Raw genomic sequence first — 14,773 nt, 5'->3', positions numbered from 1 at the left:
CTGTAAAGGTGAATGCAATAACTGTAAATCTCCCCTGTCCAGCACGGGGGTAGCCATGATGGACGAAATGCGTGAGAAAATGCATATAGACACTAAAGGAATAAACGAAAAAGATCTCACAACTGAGTTGCTGTTTAACGAGCCTGTCACTGATATGCTATCAGAATATTATGCAAAGCAGAGTTACGAAGAGGACAGAGAATTAACGCTTGATGCGTACAAGGAAATGTATTCGGAAGATAATCCGGTAAACCTGATAATTAAATTTACCGTTAAAAATAGTCAAAAAAAGAAAATATTTTCCTGATATCAGCGATTGCGAGCGATTATGAGTGCAATATAAGATTTAATGGCTATGTAATTGTCAAACGTGAGTTTTAACCTGTGTCCCGTGCTTCACCGCGCAGGGCAATTTACCGTTAACGCATCGCCTTTCTGAACTGCACGCCAGCGTGACGTTTTGCTGTCTCGCGTTTCACCATCAGCATTTTACTAAATGGCTGCCGTTTAAGGTTGCTTGCGCTCATCCTGCCATAACTAACGCCACGCATGCTGCAAGTCAGGCCGGTTTATCGGGGCTTATACATTATTTCGTCAACAGGAACGGGCTTATAAAGTAAAAGCTGGAAAGGACTGGAATGAAGAAGGGGGGTAAAAACCGCTTCCGCAGGCGCGACGGCAGGCGGAAGCGGTGACAAGGGGCGCTTAGTTACGGTACAGCACCTTGATGATGTGATAGCCGAACTGCGTGTGCAGCGGGCCGTAAGGCGTGATAAGCGGGCAGGAGAACACCACTTTATCGAAAGCCGGCACCATCGCGCCCTGTTTGAATTCGCCTAAGTGGCCGCCTTTTTTGCCTGACGGGCAGATAGAGTGCTTTTTCGCCAGTTTTTCAAAATCTGCGCCCTGTTCCAGCTGTGCCAGAAGGTCCTGAGCCAGTTTCTCTTCCTTTACAAGGATATGGAGTGCTGCTGCGGTTTTTGCCATGATCGTACCTTGAGTCGTATGGATGCTGCTGGCTATACTACCACGCTGTGATTTCTTTCCCTCTGTCATTTCATCGAGTAAACCCCTATGCGTCTTAATCCTGGTCAGCAACATGCCGTCGAATTCGTCACCGGGCCCTGTCTGGTGCTGGCCGGTGCCGGCTCGGGCAAAACGCGCGTGATCACCAACAAAATTGCCCATCTGATCCGCGAATGCGGCTACCAGGCTCGCCATATTGCGGCGGTGACCTTTACCAATAAAGCCTCACGCGAGATGAAAGAACGCGTGGCGCAAACGCTGGGCCGCAAAGAGGCGCGTGGCCTGATGATCTCCACCTTCCACACGCTGGGACTGGAAATTATCAAACGCGAATACGCCGCATTGGGCATGAAGTCCAACTTTTCACTGTTTGACGATCAGGATCAGCTGGCGCTGCTGAAAGAGCTGACCGAAGAGTGGCTGGAAAACGATAAAAATCTGCTGCAACAGCTGATCTCTACGATCTCGAACTGGAAAAACGATCTGCTGGATCCTGCGCATGCGGCGGCGGCGGCGCAGTCCGAGCGCGATAAAATTTTCGCTCACTGCTACAGCCTTTACGATCGGCATCTGAAAGCCTGCAACGTGCTGGATTTTGATGACCTGATCCTGCTGCCAACGCTGTTGTTCCAGCGCAATATGGAAGTGCGCGAGCGCTGGCAGCAGCGTATCCGTTACCTGCTGGTGGATGAGTATCAGGATACCAACACCAGCCAGTACGAGCTGGTAAAGCTGCTGGTCGGCGCGCGCGCGCGTTTCACGGTGGTAGGCGACGACGATCAGTCAATTTACTCCTGGCGAGGCGCAAGACCGCAAAACCTGGTGCTGCTGAAAGAGGATTTTCCGGCGTTACAGGTTATCAAGCTGGAGCAGAACTACCGTTCTTCCGAACGTATCCTGAAAGCGGCCAATATTTTGATCGCCAATAACCCGCACGTGTTTGAAAAACGCCTGTTTTCAGAGCTGGGCTACGGCGCGGAACTGAAAGTGGTGACGGCCAATCACGAGGATCACGAAGCCGAGCGCGTGACGGGCGAGCTGATCGCGCACCATTTTATCAACAGGACGCAGTACAAAGATTACGCCATTCTTTATCGTGGCAATCACCAATCGCGCGTCTTTGAAAAAATGCTGATGCAGAACCGCATTCCCTATCGTATTTCCGGCGGCACTTCGTTCTTTTCGCGGCCGGAAATCAAAGATCTGCTCGCCTATCTGCGCGTATTGACCAATCCTGACGACGACAGCGCTTTTATGCGCATCGTCAACACGCCACGACGCGAAATTGGCCCTACCACGCTGCGCAAGCTGGGCGAATGGGCGATGCAGCGTAATAAAAGTCTTTTCACCGCCAGTTTTGATATGGGGCTGGGCCAGACGCTGACCGGGCGCGGGCTGGAATCGCTACAGCGCTTCACTTTCTGGCTGCAGGAAGTCGCGCAGCTGGCGGAGCGGGAGCCGGTGGCCGCCGTGCGGGATTTGATCCGCGGTATCGATTACGAAAGCTGGCTGTTTGAAACTTCCGCCAGCCCAAAAGCCGCCGAAATGCGCATGAAAAACGTCAATACGCTGTTCCAGTGGATGACCGAAATGCTGGAAGGCAGCGACATTGACGAGCCGATGACGCTGACGCAGGTGGTGACCCGCTTTACGTTACGCGACATGATGGAGCGCGGCGAAAGCGAAGAAGAGGCGGACCAGGTACAGCTGATGACGCTGCACGCTTCAAAAGGGCTGGAGTTTCCCTATGTGTATCTGGTCGGCATGGAAGAAGGGCTGTTGCCCCATCAGAGCAGCATTGATGAAAACAATGTGGAAGAGGAGCGTCGGCTGGCCTACGTCGGCATCACGCGTGCGCAAAAAGAGCTGACCTTTACGCTGTGTCGCGAACGCCGTCAGTATGGCGAAGCGATCCGTCCGGAGCCAAGCCGTTTTCTGCTGGAGCTGCCGCAGGACGATCTGAACTGGGAAACGGAACGCAAGGTGGTAAGCCCGGAACAGCGGATGCAGACCGGTCAAAGCCGCGTAGCGGGACTGCGGGCGATGCTGGATAAGGCGAAAAACGCCGGATAGGCTTTGGCGGGTACAGCAAGGGGACGATAGCTGTCCCCTTATTCTTTAGCTGACGAGCAGCGGCCAGTGCACATAGCTCTGCCGGCGGCTTTCCTGCTCCAGCAGCTCGGCCCGCAGCGGATGCGCCTCCAGCCAGCCGCTCGGCAGCGTCAGCTGTAGCGCGTCGTCGTCGGCATGGAGCCGCACGGCAGGCAGCGTATCGTCACGGCGACGGCTGGCGAAAATAATCGCCAGCCGCAGCAGCCGGCACATTCTTTCCGCCATACGCGGCGGTACGGCGTTTTGCTGGCTGAGCAGCGCCAGATCGATACCGTTGACCTGGTTTTGCAGCAGCGTGGCCAGCAGCTTTTTCTGGGCGGGCGTAAAACCAGGCAGATCGAGATGGCGAACCAGATAGGCAGCGTGCTGCGGCGCCTGTTTAAAGTCGACGCTGAGACCGATTTCATGGATCAGGCAGGCGCTGTTGAGCAGTTCCCGGCAGCGTTCATCCAGCTTCCAGCTGTGGCTGACCTGACGGCCAAAGCTCTCCGCCAGGGCGCGCACGCGTTCCGCCTGTTCGGCATCAATCACGAAACGACGCTGAATGTTATGCAGGGTACGGCTGCGGATATCCCGATCGACCGGCAGCCTGAGCATTCCGTATACCAATCCTTCCCGCAGCGCGCCACCGGCCAGCGTCATGCTGCTGATGTTCAGCTCGGTAAAAATGGCGATCAGAATAGAGAGGCCACTGGGGAAAACCAGCGCGCGCTCCAGCGTCAGTCCTTCGATTTCCAGCTCTTCCAGCTTGCCGCACTGAATGGCGCGCTGCTTCAGCTGCTGGAGCTTGGCAAGCGTAATGCGTTCGTCCATGCCCTGCGCCATCATGATTTCCTGTAGCGCCTGCACGGTGCCGGAGGCACCGACGCAAATTTCCCAGCCCTGCTCGCGCAGTTTTGAGGCAACCGGTCGGATTATGTCGCTTGCGGCCTGTTCCGCCGCGGCAAAATTATCTTTACCGAGGTGGCGATCGCCGAAATAACGCTCCAGCCAGGTGACGCAGCCCATCGACAGGCTGAACAGGGCGCCGGGCTGTGCACCGCTACCGGTAACCAGCTCGGTGCTGCCGCCGCCGATATCGACCACCAGCCGCTTATCGGAGCCGCCTGTGGTGTGCGCCACGCCCTGATAGATCAGGCAGGCTTCTTCCTCGCCGCTGATCACATTGATGGCGCAGCCCAGAATGTCCTGCGCCCTGGCGAGAAAAGTTTTTGCGTTGGCGGCCAGCCGCAGCGTCGCCGTAGCGACCACGCGGATTTGGCCCGCCGGAATATCCTGCAGCTGCTCCGAAAACAGCGCCAGACACTCCCAGCCGCGCGCCATTGCCTCATCAGAGAGACGGCTGTCGCTGTCCAGACCGGCCGCCAGGCGGACTTTGCGTTTGATACGCGCAACGGTCTGGATACTGCCCGCCACCTCGCGCACCACCAGCATATGAAAGCTGTTAGATCCTAAATCTATTGCAGCATAAAGCGATGAGGCGCTGGGCATGGCGTTAACCTGAACGTTTGCGGTTATTATTACGCGGCGGGCCGCTGCGGCGCGGGCCGCTACTGCGACGCTGGCCGGTACCGGAACGGCTGCGTGTCAGGCGCTTCGGCGGCGGTAGATCGGTCATCAGCGCATCGCTGTTGTAGCGGCTTACGGTGATGCTGTGACCGATATATTCTTCAATCGCCGGCAGGTTCAGCGCATATTCTTCACAGGCCAGGCTGATTGAATGCCCGTTGGCGCCTGCGCGGCCGGTACGACCGATGCGATGCACGTAGTCTTCGCGATCGTCAGGTAAATCGTAGTTAAAGACGTGCGTCACCGCAGGAATATGCAGGCCGCGCGCCGCCACGTCAGTCGCCACCAGGATGTCCACGTCGCCTTTGGTAAAGTCGTCCAGGATACGCAGGCGTTTTTTCTGCGCCACGTCGCCGGTCAGCAGGCCGACGCGATGACCGTCCGCGGCCAGATGGCCCCAGATATCTTCACAGCGGTGTTTGGTGTTGGCAAAGATAATGGCGCGATCCGGCCACTCTTCTTCCAGCAGGGTTTGCAGAAGACGCATTTTTTCTTCGTTAGAAGGATAGAAAAGTTCTTCCTTAATGCGGTGCCCGGTTTTCTGCTCCGGCTCGACTTCCACATACTCAGCGTTGTTCATGTTTTCAAACGCCAGCTCGCGTACGCGGAAGGAAAGGGTAGCGGAAAACAGCATGTTCAGGCGCTGGTTCGCCGCAGGCATGCGACGGAACAGCCAGCGGATATCTTTGATAAAGCCCAGATCGAACATGCGGTCGGCTTCATCCAGCACCACGACCTGGATCGCGCCCAGATTCACGTGGTTCTGTTTAGCGTAATCGATCAGCCTGCCGGTGGTGCCGATCAGAATATCGACGCCGCTCTCCAGCACTTTCAGCTGCTTATCGTAGCCGTCGCCGCCGTAGGCCAGCCCCAGCTTCAGGCCGGTCACCTGCGTCAGCGGTTCCGCATCGGCGTGGATCTGCACGGCCAGTTCGCGGGTTGGTGCCAGGATCAGCGCACGCGGCTGATTGACCTGACGGCCTTCCGGCGCGGGGTGAGAAAGAAGATGATGGAACGTTGACGTTAAAAACGCCATCGTTTTCCCGGTACCGGTTTGCGCCTGTCCCGCTACATCACGCCCGTTAAGGGTGAAAGGCAATGCCAGCGCCTGAATAGGCGTGCAGTTATGAAAGCCTTTATTTTCAAGGGCTTCAATGACCTGTGGGTGCAGGGCGAAGTCGGAAAACTTCTGTTCGGTTAAGTGTGTTTTGCTCATAGTGTGGTAGAATATCAGCTTACTATTGCTTTACGAAAGCGTATCCGGTGAAATAAAGTCAACCTAAGTTGGCAGATTTTACGCCAGGCAGCCAGGCATAATCTTTTGGAGTAAGACATGAGCAGCGATAAAATTGTCCACCTGACCGATGACAGCTTTGAAACCGACGTCCTGAAAGCAGAAGGCTTGACGCTGGTCGACTTCTGGGCAGAATGGTGCGGTCCGTGCAAAATGATCGCCCCGATCCTTGACGAAGTCGCCGAAGAATACGACGGCAAGCTGACTATCGCCAAGCTGAATATCGACGAAAACCCAGGCACTGCGCCAAAATACGGGATCCGCGGTATTCCTACTTTGCTGCTGTTTAAAGACGGCGAAGTAGCGGCAACGAAAGTGGGCGCACTTTCTAAAGGACAGCTGAAAGAGTTCCTGAACGCGAACCTGGGCTAACCAGCCCTGCTGCTGCGGTGGGCCCTGTGCGCTCACCGCAGGCGCGAGTCTGCTTCCCGTTGCGGTTTTGTTTTTGCCTCGTTCATATTTTTAGCTCATCGCTAGACGTTTGCCATAGAGCGTGCTAACTTACTTTTACTGCATTACGCACTTACCTGTAGTTTGAATCTAATATTTACTCCTTGTTGAACACTGTTTTCCTCTGAATGTAACGAATGTTCAGCAATCTGACGGTTAGTATCCAGAATTTCCGGCACCTTGTCCTTACCGTCTCCCCGTATCGGATCCGCGTATTCCTGCACGCGATGATCGGGAGTCTGACAAGAAAGCCATTAACAGGCATGGATTTTTCGCCATACCATTGACGACAAACATTTCGAGATTTACCCCGAGTTTAAGAACCCACCATTATGAATCTTACCGAATTAAAAAATACGCCGGTTTCTGACCTGATAACACTCGGCGAAAATATGGGGCTGGAAAACCTGGCGCGCATGCGTAAACAGGACATTATCTTCGCCATCCTTAAACAACATGCGAAAAGCGGCGAAGATATCTTCGGCGACGGCGTACTGGAGATATTGCAGGATGGATTTGGTTTCCTCCGCTCTGGAGACAGCTCCTACCTCGCCGGCCCTGACGACATCTACGTATCCCCCAGCCAAATTCGCCGCTTTAACCTCCGCACTGGTGACACCATCTCCGGCAAGATCCGCCCGCCGAAAGAAGGCGAGCGCTATTTTGCCCTGCTGAAGGTTAATGAAGTTAACTTTGACAAGCCGGAAAATGCCCGTAACAAAATCCTGTTTGAAAACTTAACGCCGCTGCACGCTAACTCGCGTCTGCGCATGGAGCGCGGCAACGGGTCTACCGAAGACTTAACCGCACGCGTACTGGATTTGGCTTCGCCAATCGGTCGCGGCCAGCGTGGTCTGATCGTGGCGCCGCCAAAAGCGGGTAAAACTATGCTGCTGCAGAACATCGCGCAGAGCATCGCTTATAACCACCCTGACTGCGTGCTGATGGTGCTGCTGATTGACGAACGTCCGGAAGAAGTGACCGAGATGCAGCGTCTGGTAAAAGGCGAAGTTATCGCCTCTACCTTCGATGAGCCGGCTTCCCGCCACGTGCAGGTAGCTGAAATGGTTATCGAGAAGGCCAAGCGACTGGTCGAGCATAAAAAGGACGTTATCATCCTGCTCGACTCCATCACGCGTCTGGCTCGCGCCTACAACACCGTGGTGCCGGCTTCCGGTAAAGTGCTGACCGGTGGTGTGGATGCCAACGCGCTGCACCGTCCAAAACGCTTCTTCGGCGCCGCGCGTAACGTGGAAGAGGGTGGCAGCCTGACCATCATCGCTACCGCGCTGGTCGATACCGGTTCGAAGATGGACGAAGTTATCTACGAAGAATTTAAAGGTACGGGCAACATGGAACTGCATCTGGCGCGTAAAATCGCCGAGAAGCGTGTGTTCCCTGCTATCGACTACAACCGTTCCGGTACGCGTAAAGAAGAGCTGCTTACCAGCTCTGAAGAGCTGCAGAAGATGTGGATCCTGCGCAAAATCATCCACCCAATGGGTGAGATCGATGCGATGGAATTCCTTATCAACAAGCTGGCGATGACCAAAACCAACGACGAATTTTTCGACATGATGAAGCGTTCGTAAGTCGGCTGGTCTGCTGGAAAGAAAGAGGGTTGAGCAATCGACCCTCTCTTTTTTTGGCCTGTTTTTATGCGAATTCACAACAGAAGCCGGAAAAAGAAGAAAACTCGGGGAACGCCGCGCTCAGACGTGGCGTTTTTCGTTTATGGGCTATACGATGTTGCCACTGGAGAATTAAATTAAAGGTGTGGCGGGCAGGAAATCGGGCGATAAGGCTGGATTTTCCCCGTGGCACAATGGACATCAGAATCAGACAGCGGTTTGTGGCACAGAAATTGCTATAACACTGGGATTCTTAGCAGAGAGCTGGTTAATGTGAATTTACTCAATATGAGTACTGAGCTTGCTTTAATATTTTTGTTTTCGCTGGTGTTTCTCTTTTTCGCCCGTAAAGCAGCCAAGAAAGTGGGTCTTGTGGACAAGCCCAACTATCGCAAACGTCACCAGGGCGTTATCCCTCTGGTCGGCGGCATCTCTGTTTTCGCCGGCATCTGTTTTAGCTTCGCGGTGACCGATTACTACATTCCCCATAGTCTGCTTTACCTGAGCTGCGCCGGCGTGCTGGTGCTGGTCGGAGCGCTTGATGACCGCTTTGATATCAGCGTAAAGATACGCGCCTGCGTTCAGGCAGGCATCGCCGTGGTAATGATGACCATGGCCAAACTCTATCTGCTCAGCCTGGGCTTTATTTTTGGTCCCTGGGAGCTGATCGTCGGGCCCTTCGGCTACGTGCTGACGCTGTTTGCGGTCTGGGCGGCCATCAATGCTTTTAACATGGTGGACGGTATCGACGGTCTGCTGGGCGGCCTGTCCTGTGTAACCTTCCTGGCAATGGGCATTATTCTGTTCGTGGATGGCCAGCAAAGCCTGGCGATGTGGTGTTTTGCGATGATCGCCGCCATTATCCCCTATATCCTGCTTAATCTTGGCGTTTTTGGCCGTCGCTATAAGGTTTTCATGGGCGATGCGGGCAGCACGCTGATTGGCTTTACCATTATCTGGATCCTGCTGGAGGCGACCCAGGGGCAAAGCCATCCCGTCACGCCCGTCACGGCGCTGTGGCTGATCGCCATTCCGCTGATGGATATGATCGCCATTATGTATCGCCGCCTCAGCAAGGGCATGAGCCCGTTTTCCGCCGATCGCCAGCACATTCACCATTTGATTATGCGCGCCGGGTTTACCTCGCGGCAGGCCTGCTTTCTGATCACGATGGCGGCCGCGCTGCTGGCCGGCGTCGGCGTGCTGGGCGAGTCGCTGAGCTTTGTGCCGGAGTGGCTGATGCTGGTGCTGTTTTTACTGGCGTTTATGCTCTACGGCTACTGTATTAAACGCGCGTGGCGCGTGGCGCGAATGCTGAAAAGAGTCAAAAGAAGGCTGCGCAAAGCCCGCTAGACCGTTTCGGACCTCTTTACCCTGGACAAGGAATATCATGTATGACGCATCCTGACGTTGCAGAGAACGAGCTGGATATCCGCGGGCTATGCTGCGCGCTATGGCGAGGAAAGCTGTGGATTATCGGCAGCGCGCTGCTTTTTGCCCTGCTGGCCTGGCTCTGCTCGCTGCTGATCACGCCAAAATGGAGCACCACGGCGGTCACCGATCGTCCCACCGTCAATATGTTGGGCAATTACTACTCGCAACAGCTGTTCCTGAACAATCTGGACAGCCGTAGCAGCAGCGCGCCCATCGTCGCGCCCGCCATTGCGGACGAAGCCTATCAGGAGTTCGTGATGCAGCTGGCGTCTTATGACACCCGCCGCGAGTTCTGGCTGCAAAGCGACTACTACAAACAGCGGCAGAGCGGGCAGGCTCGCGACGATGCCGCCCTGCTCGACGAGCTGATCGCCAATATTCAGTATCAGCCCGGCGACGCGGCAAAAAGCCTGAATGACAGCGTCAAGCTGATTGCGGAAACCGCGCCGGCGGCCAACACGCTGCTGCGTCAGTATGTCGCTTTTGCCGGCCAGCGCGCCGCGCAGCATCTTAACGCCGAGCTGGCAGGCGGCTGGGCCGCGCGCGCTCAGCAGCTGAAGGCGCAGGTGCAGCGGCAGGAAGCGGTGGCGAAAGCCATTTACGACCGCCAGATCAACAGTGTACAGCAGGCGCTGAAAATCGCGCAGCAGCAGGGCTTCGAGCATGCGAAAACCAGCACGCCTTCAGAACAGCTGCCCGATTCCGAGCTGTTTCTGCTGGGCCGCTCGCTGTTGCAGGCTCGCCTGGAAAACCTGCAGGCCAGCGGGCCGACTTACGATCTGGACTATGATCAAAACAGAGCCATGCTGAGCACGCTGAATGCCGGGCCGAAGCCGGATAACGCTTTCCAGACCTGGCGCTATCTGCGTACGCCGGAAGAGCCGGTAAAGCGCGACAGCCCACGTCGCCTGTTTATGATGATCATGTGGGGTGCCGTAGGCGCGCTGGTTGGCGCTGGCACCGCTTTGCTACGCCGACGTCGCGGTTAAGCGCCGATTTATAGTTACCTGACAGACGAAGGAAAGAGAACAACAGTGAAAGTATTAACTGTTTTTGGCACGCGCCCGGAAGCGATCAAAATGGCTCCGCTGGTTCATGCACTTGCCCAGGATGGCGAGATAGACGCGCGTCTGTGCGTTACCGCGCAGCATCGTGAGATGCTGGATCAGGTGCTGCAGCTGTTCGCTATCGTCCCCGATTACGATTTGAATATTATGCGGCCAGGCCAGGGGCTGACGGAGATCACCAGCCGTATTCTGGAAGGGCTGAAAGGCGTGTTTACCGAGTTCAGGCCGGATGTCGTGCTGGTGCACGGCGATACCACCACGACGTTCGCAGCCAGCCTGGCGGCTTTTTATCACCGTATTCCGGTGGGACATGTGGAGGCCGGACTGCGTACCGGCGATCTTTATTCGCCGTGGCCGGAAGAGGCCAACCGCACGCTGACCGGGCATCTGGCAACCTGGCACTTCCCGCCGACGGAAACGGCGCGGCAAAATCTGCTGCGCGAAAATCTGCCCGCCGCGCGCATGTTTGTTACCGGCAACACGGTGATCGACGCGCTGTTTTGGGTACGCGATCGCGTATTAAGCGATGAGCAGCTGCGTGACGGCCTGACGACTCGCTATCCCTTCCTTGAGGCCGATAAGAAGCTGATTCTGGTGACGGGGCACCGTCGGGAAAGCTTCGGCGACGGCTTTGAGCGCATTTGCAGCGCGCTGGCCGATATCGCCCGCCGCCATCCTGAGGCGCAGATCGTTTATCCGGTGCACCTGAATCCTAACGTCAGCGAGCCGGTCAATCGTATCCTCAGCGATATCGACAACGTGGTGCTGATCGAGCCGCAGGAATACTTGCCGTTTGTCTGGCTGATGGACCGTGCCTGGCTGATCCTGACCGACTCCGGCGGCATCCAGGAAGAGGCGCCTTCACTGGGCAAGCCGGTGCTGGTAATGCGTGATACCACCGAACGCCCGGAAGCGGTAGACGCAGGCACCGTCAGGCTGGTAGGCACCGACACACAAAAAATCGTTCGCGAGGTTACGCGCCTGCTGACGGACGAAGAGGCTTACCAATCGATGAGCCGCGCCCATAATCCCTATGGCGACGGCCTGGCCTGCGAACGCATTGTGCAGGCCCTTAAAAACAATCGGATTTCTTTATAATGTTCAATACCATTTCTGTTATCGGGCTGGGCTATATTGGCCTGCCTACCGCTGCGGCTTTCGCCTCCCGCCAGAAAAAAGTGATCGGCGTGGATATCAACACGCGGGCGGTCGAGACGATTAATCGCGGCGACATTCATATCGTGGAGCCGGACCTGGACGTGGTGGTGAAAACTGCCGTTGAGCAGGGGTATCTGCGGGCGACCACCCGGCCAGAGCCGGCGGACGCTTTTCTGATCGCGGTGCCGACGCCGTTTAAAGACGAACACCAGCCGGATCTCGCCTGGGTAAAAGCGGCGGCCGAGTCCATCGCGCCCGTGCTGAAAAAAGGCGATCTGGTTATTTTAGAGTCCACTTCACCCGTGGGCGCGACGGAGCAAATGGCCGAGTGGCTGGCCATGGCGCGCAGCGATCTGGCTTTTCCCCAGCACGCGGGCGAAAAAGCCGACGTGCAGATTGCCTATTGCCCGGAGCGCGTACTGCCCGGCCAGGTGATGGTTGAGCTGATTAAAAACGACCGCGTGATCGGCGGTATGACATCGCTTTGCTCGCAGAGAGCGTGCGAGCTTTACAGGATATTCCTTGAAGGCGAGTGTGTGGTCACTAACTCTCGAACCGCTGAGATGTGCAAGCTGACGGAAAACAGCTTCCGCGACGTCAATATCGCCTTCGCCAACGAGCTGTCGCTGATCTGTGCCGATCAGGGCATCAGCGTCTGGGAGCTGATCGCGCTGGCCAACCGCCATCCCCGCGTTAATATTTTACAGCCCGGCCCCGGCGTCGGCGGCCACTGCATCGCTGTGGATCCGTGGTTTATCGTGGCGCAGAATCCGGTACAGGCTCGCCTGATCCGCACCGCGCGCGAAGTTAACGACAGCAAGCCGCACTGGGTGCTGGAACAGGCGAAGAAAAAGCTGGCAGAGTGCCTGGTCGCCAGCGACAAGCGTCCCAGCGAGCTGACCATCGCCTGCTTTGGCCTGGCCTTTAAACCCAATATCGACGACCTGCGGGAAAGTCCGGCAATGGAAGTGGCGCAGATGATTGCCGACTGGCATCAGGGCGTCACCCAGCTGGTCGAGCCGAATATTCACGAGCTGCCGAAGGGGATGCCGGAGAGAAGCGTGCTGGTTACGCAGGAAGAGGCGTTACGCCAGGCCGACGTGCTGGTTATGCTGGTGGATCATCAGCAGTTCAAAACCATCGACGTCGAAGGCCTGCGCTCGCGCTGGCTGGTGGATACCAAAGGCCTCTGGCGATGAACGCCACCGCTCTGCCGGGACGCGTCGAACCACTGACGTGGGAAAATGCGTTCTTCGACATCAACAGCGCCCTGCTGACCGTCGATCTGCACGAGGCACCGATCGATGAAGCGTCGCTAGGGCAATATGACCTTGTCCAGGCGAAAATCCTGTCGCAGCAAACGGCGGAGCTGGATGCGTTAAGCGCGCTGGGGTTTCGCTTTGTGGAAGGCGAAGCGGATTTCGTGTTGGGCATCGGCGTGGGCGGCAGGCCGGAAGGCATTCGCATTGCCCGTAAAGAGCATATCCCGGCGCTGCGCGAGGTAGCCAGCAGCGCGTTTGCCCGGAGTCGCTTTCGCGCGCCCTGGTATAAAGCGGAAGACAGCGGGCGATTCTATGCGCAGTGGGTAGAAAACGCCGTACTGGGGACTTTCGACCATCAGTGCCTGATCGCCGTCAACGACCAGAGCGAACTACAGGGTTTCGTCTCGCTGCGCGAGCTGGCCGACGGCAGCGGCAGGATCGGCCTGCTGGCGACGCTGCCTGAAGCGCAGGGACTGGGCGTCGGTCAACGTATGATCGAGGCCGCCATTGACTGGTGTCGCGCGCGACGCCTGACGCGCCTGCATGTTGCCACCCAGCTTGGCAATCTGCCGGCACTCCGACTTTATCATCGCTGCGGCGGCGTAATTGAACGCACCGCCTGGTGGCTCTACAGGTAATTTTATGATCCCGTTTAATGCCCCACCGGTGGTGGGAACCGAACTTGAGTATATGCAGTCCGCGATGGGCAGCGGCAAGCTGTGCGGCGACGGCGGCTTTACCCGTCGCTGCCAGCAGTGGATGGAAAACCGGTTCGGCAGCCGCAAGGTGCTGCTGACGCCGTCCTGCACCGCCTCGCTGGAGATGGCCGCCATCCTGATCGACATTCAGCCCGGCGATGAAGTGATTATGCCGAGCTACACCTTCGTCTCTACCGCCAACGCCTTTGTGCTGCGCGGCGCGACTATCGTATTTGTCGATATCCGTCCCGATACGCTCAACATCGACGAAAAACTGATTGAAGCGGCCATTACCGAGAAAACGCGCGCGATCGTGCCCGTGCATTATGCGGGCGTCCCCTGTGAGATGGACGCGATCGTGGCGCTGGCGGAAAAGCATAAACTTTACGTGATTGAAGATGCAGCGCAGGGCGTTATGTCCACTTATAAAGGCAAAGCGCTGGGCACGATTGGCCATATCGGCTGCTTCAGCTTTCACGAAACCAAAAACTATACCGCGGGCGGCGAAGGCGGCGCGACGCTGATCAACGATCCGGTACTGGTGGAAAGAGCGGAAATCATCCGGGAAAAAGGCACCAACCGCAGCCAGTTCTTCCGTGGTCAGGTGGATAAATACACCTGGCGAGATATCGGATCCAGCTACCTGATGGCCGATTTGCAGGCTGCCTATCTCTGGGCGCAGCTGGAAGAGGCTAAACGCATCAACGAGCAGCGCCTGCGCCTGTGGCAGAACTACTACGACGCGCTGCTGCCCGTCGCCGCCAGCGGACGAATTTCGCTGCCGACCATTGCGCCGGATTGCCAGCACAACGCGCATATGTTTTATATCAAGCTGCACGACAACGATGACCGTAACGCGCTGATTAACTGGCTAAAAGAAGCAGAAATTCTGGCCGTATTCCATTATATCCCGCTGCATTCATCACCGGCCGGGCAGCGTTTTGGCCGTTTTCATGGGGCTGACCGCTACACCACGGCAGAAAGCGAGCGCCTGCTGCGGCTGCCGCTGTTTTACAACCTTTCCGACAATAACCAGAAAACGGTTATCAACTCGCTGCTGAGCTGGTTCTGA

At 56.6% G+C, this 14,773-nt stretch carries 13 protein-coding genes; 10 read left to right on the top strand and 3 right to left on the bottom strand.

Features of this window, described 5'->3' with window-relative positions:
* The first annotated feature begins 55 nt into the window (after positions 1-55).
* Positions 56-307 (top strand): hypothetical protein, encoded by a 252-nt coding sequence (locus EGK14_RS19405; RefSeq protein WP_125290738.1) that lies wholly within the window; start codon positions 56-58, stop codon positions 305-307.
* A gap of 398 nt (positions 308-705) precedes the next feature.
* On the opposite strand, the gene ppiC is transcribed toward EGK14_RS19405, so the two are convergent.
* Positions 706-987, bottom strand: coding sequence for a peptidylprolyl isomerase PpiC (gene ppiC / locus EGK14_RS19400; protein WP_125290737.1), 282 nt, complete (start codon positions 985-987; stop codon positions 706-708).
* Positions 988-1,074: 87 nt separating this feature from the next.
* Here ppiC and rep point away from each other — a divergent pair, with 87 nt between their 5' ends.
* Positions 1,075-3,099: a DNA helicase Rep gene (rep, locus tag EGK14_RS19395; RefSeq protein WP_125290736.1), complete on the top strand. Its 2,025-nt coding sequence runs from the start codon at positions 1,075-1,077 to the stop codon at positions 3,097-3,099.
* A gap of 45 nt (positions 3,100-3,144) precedes the next feature.
* Here the strand turns inward: rep and gppA are convergent, their stop codons facing one another.
* Positions 3,145-4,629 (bottom strand): guanosine-5'-triphosphate,3'-diphosphate diphosphatase, encoded by a 1,485-nt coding sequence (gene gppA, locus EGK14_RS19390; RefSeq protein WP_125290735.1) that lies wholly within the window; start codon positions 4,627-4,629, stop codon positions 3,145-3,147.
* A gap of 4 nt (positions 4,630-4,633) precedes the next feature.
* A complete protein-coding gene (gene rhlB, locus EGK14_RS19385; protein WP_125290734.1) occupies positions 4,634-5,923 on the bottom strand; it encodes an ATP-dependent RNA helicase RhlB in 1,290 nt (429 codons plus the stop codon).
* A 117-nt stretch (positions 5,924-6,040) separates the two neighbouring features.
* Between rhlB and trxA the strand changes: the two genes are divergently transcribed.
* The 8 genes from trxA to rffA all read left to right on the top strand — a co-directional run bounded on the left by trxA (position 6,041) and on the right by rffA (position 14,773).
* Positions 6,041-6,373: a thioredoxin TrxA gene (gene trxA / locus EGK14_RS19380; RefSeq protein ID WP_125290733.1), complete on the top strand. Its 333-nt coding sequence runs from the start codon at positions 6,041-6,043 to the stop codon at positions 6,371-6,373.
* 410 nt (positions 6,374-6,783) lie between these two features.
* Positions 6,784-8,043 carry a transcription termination factor Rho gene (rho, locus tag EGK14_RS19375; RefSeq protein WP_125290732.1) on the top strand — a complete coding sequence of 420 codons (1,260 nt, stop codon included), beginning with the start codon at positions 6,784-6,786 and terminating at the stop codon, positions 8,041-8,043.
* A 312-nt stretch (positions 8,044-8,355) separates the two neighbouring features.
* Positions 8,356-9,435 carry a UDP-N-acetylglucosamine--undecaprenyl-phosphate N-acetylglucosaminephosphotransferase gene (gene wecA / locus EGK14_RS19370; RefSeq protein ID WP_125290731.1) on the top strand — a complete coding sequence of 360 codons (1,080 nt, stop codon included), beginning with the start codon at positions 8,356-8,358 and terminating at the stop codon, positions 9,433-9,435.
* A 41-nt stretch (positions 9,436-9,476) separates the two neighbouring features.
* A complete protein-coding gene (gene wzzE, locus EGK14_RS19365; RefSeq protein ID WP_125290730.1) occupies positions 9,477-10,505 on the top strand; it encodes an ECA polysaccharide chain length modulation protein in 1,029 nt (342 codons plus the stop codon).
* A gap of 45 nt (positions 10,506-10,550) precedes the next feature.
* Positions 10,551-11,681: a non-hydrolyzing UDP-N-acetylglucosamine 2-epimerase gene (gene wecB, locus EGK14_RS19360; RefSeq protein ID WP_125290729.1), complete on the top strand. Its 1,131-nt coding sequence runs from the start codon at positions 10,551-10,553 to the stop codon at positions 11,679-11,681.
* Positions 11,678-12,940, top strand: coding sequence for a UDP-N-acetyl-D-mannosamine dehydrogenase (wecC, locus tag EGK14_RS19355; protein ID WP_125290728.1), 1,263 nt, complete (start codon positions 11,678-11,680; stop codon positions 12,938-12,940). Before wecB ends, wecC begins: the two co-directional genes overlap by 4 nt.
* On the top strand, positions 12,937-13,641 hold the full coding sequence (gene rffC / locus EGK14_RS19350; RefSeq protein ID WP_125290727.1) for a dTDP-4-amino-4,6-dideoxy-D-galactose acyltransferase: 705 nt from the start codon (positions 12,937-12,939) through the stop codon (positions 13,639-13,641). The genes wecC and rffC overlap by 4 nt, the downstream gene beginning before the upstream one ends.
* Before the next feature lie 4 nt (positions 13,642-13,645).
* Positions 13,646-14,773: a dTDP-4-amino-4,6-dideoxygalactose transaminase gene (gene rffA / locus EGK14_RS19345; protein WP_125290726.1), complete on the top strand. Its 1,128-nt coding sequence runs from the start codon at positions 13,646-13,648 to the stop codon at positions 14,771-14,773.

It is taken from the genome of Erwinia sp. 198, assembly GCF_003937915.1.
Classification (GTDB): domain Bacteria; phylum Pseudomonadota; class Gammaproteobacteria; order Enterobacterales; family Enterobacteriaceae; genus Erwinia; species Erwinia aeris.
Note: the sequence above shows the minus strand (reverse complement) of the source record. Positions and strands in the feature narration are given on the sequence as shown.

What these genes read in the sequence shown, in the direction of transcription:
- EGK14_RS19405 (WP_125290738.1), top strand. Translation starts at nt 56, where the DNA reads ATGATGGACGAAATGCGTGAGAAAATGCATATAGACACTAAAGGAATA.
- ppiC (WP_125290737.1), bottom strand. Translation starts at nt 987, where the DNA reads ATGGCAAAAACCGCAGCAGCACTCCATATCCTTGTAAAGGAAGAGAAA.
- rep (WP_125290736.1), top strand. Translation starts at nt 1,075, where the DNA reads ATGCGTCTTAATCCTGGTCAGCAACATGCCGTCGAATTCGTCACCGGG.
- gppA (WP_125290735.1), bottom strand. Translation starts at nt 4,629, where the DNA reads ATGCCCAGCGCCTCATCGCTTTATGCTGCAATAGATTTAGGATCTAAC.
- rhlB (WP_125290734.1), bottom strand. Translation starts at nt 5,923, where the DNA reads ATGAGCAAAACACACTTAACCGAACAGAAGTTTTCCGACTTCGCCCTG.
- trxA (WP_125290733.1), top strand. Translation starts at nt 6,041, where the DNA reads ATGAGCAGCGATAAAATTGTCCACCTGACCGATGACAGCTTTGAAACC.
- rho (WP_125290732.1), top strand. Translation starts at nt 6,784, where the DNA reads ATGAATCTTACCGAATTAAAAAATACGCCGGTTTCTGACCTGATAACA.
- wzzE (WP_125290730.1), top strand. Translation starts at nt 9,477, where the DNA reads ATGACGCATCCTGACGTTGCAGAGAACGAGCTGGATATCCGCGGGCTA.
- rffC (WP_125290727.1), top strand. Translation starts at nt 12,937, where the DNA reads ATGAACGCCACCGCTCTGCCGGGACGCGTCGAACCACTGACGTGGGAA.
- rffA (WP_125290726.1), top strand. Translation starts at nt 13,646, where the DNA reads ATGATCCCGTTTAATGCCCCACCGGTGGTGGGAACCGAACTTGAGTAT.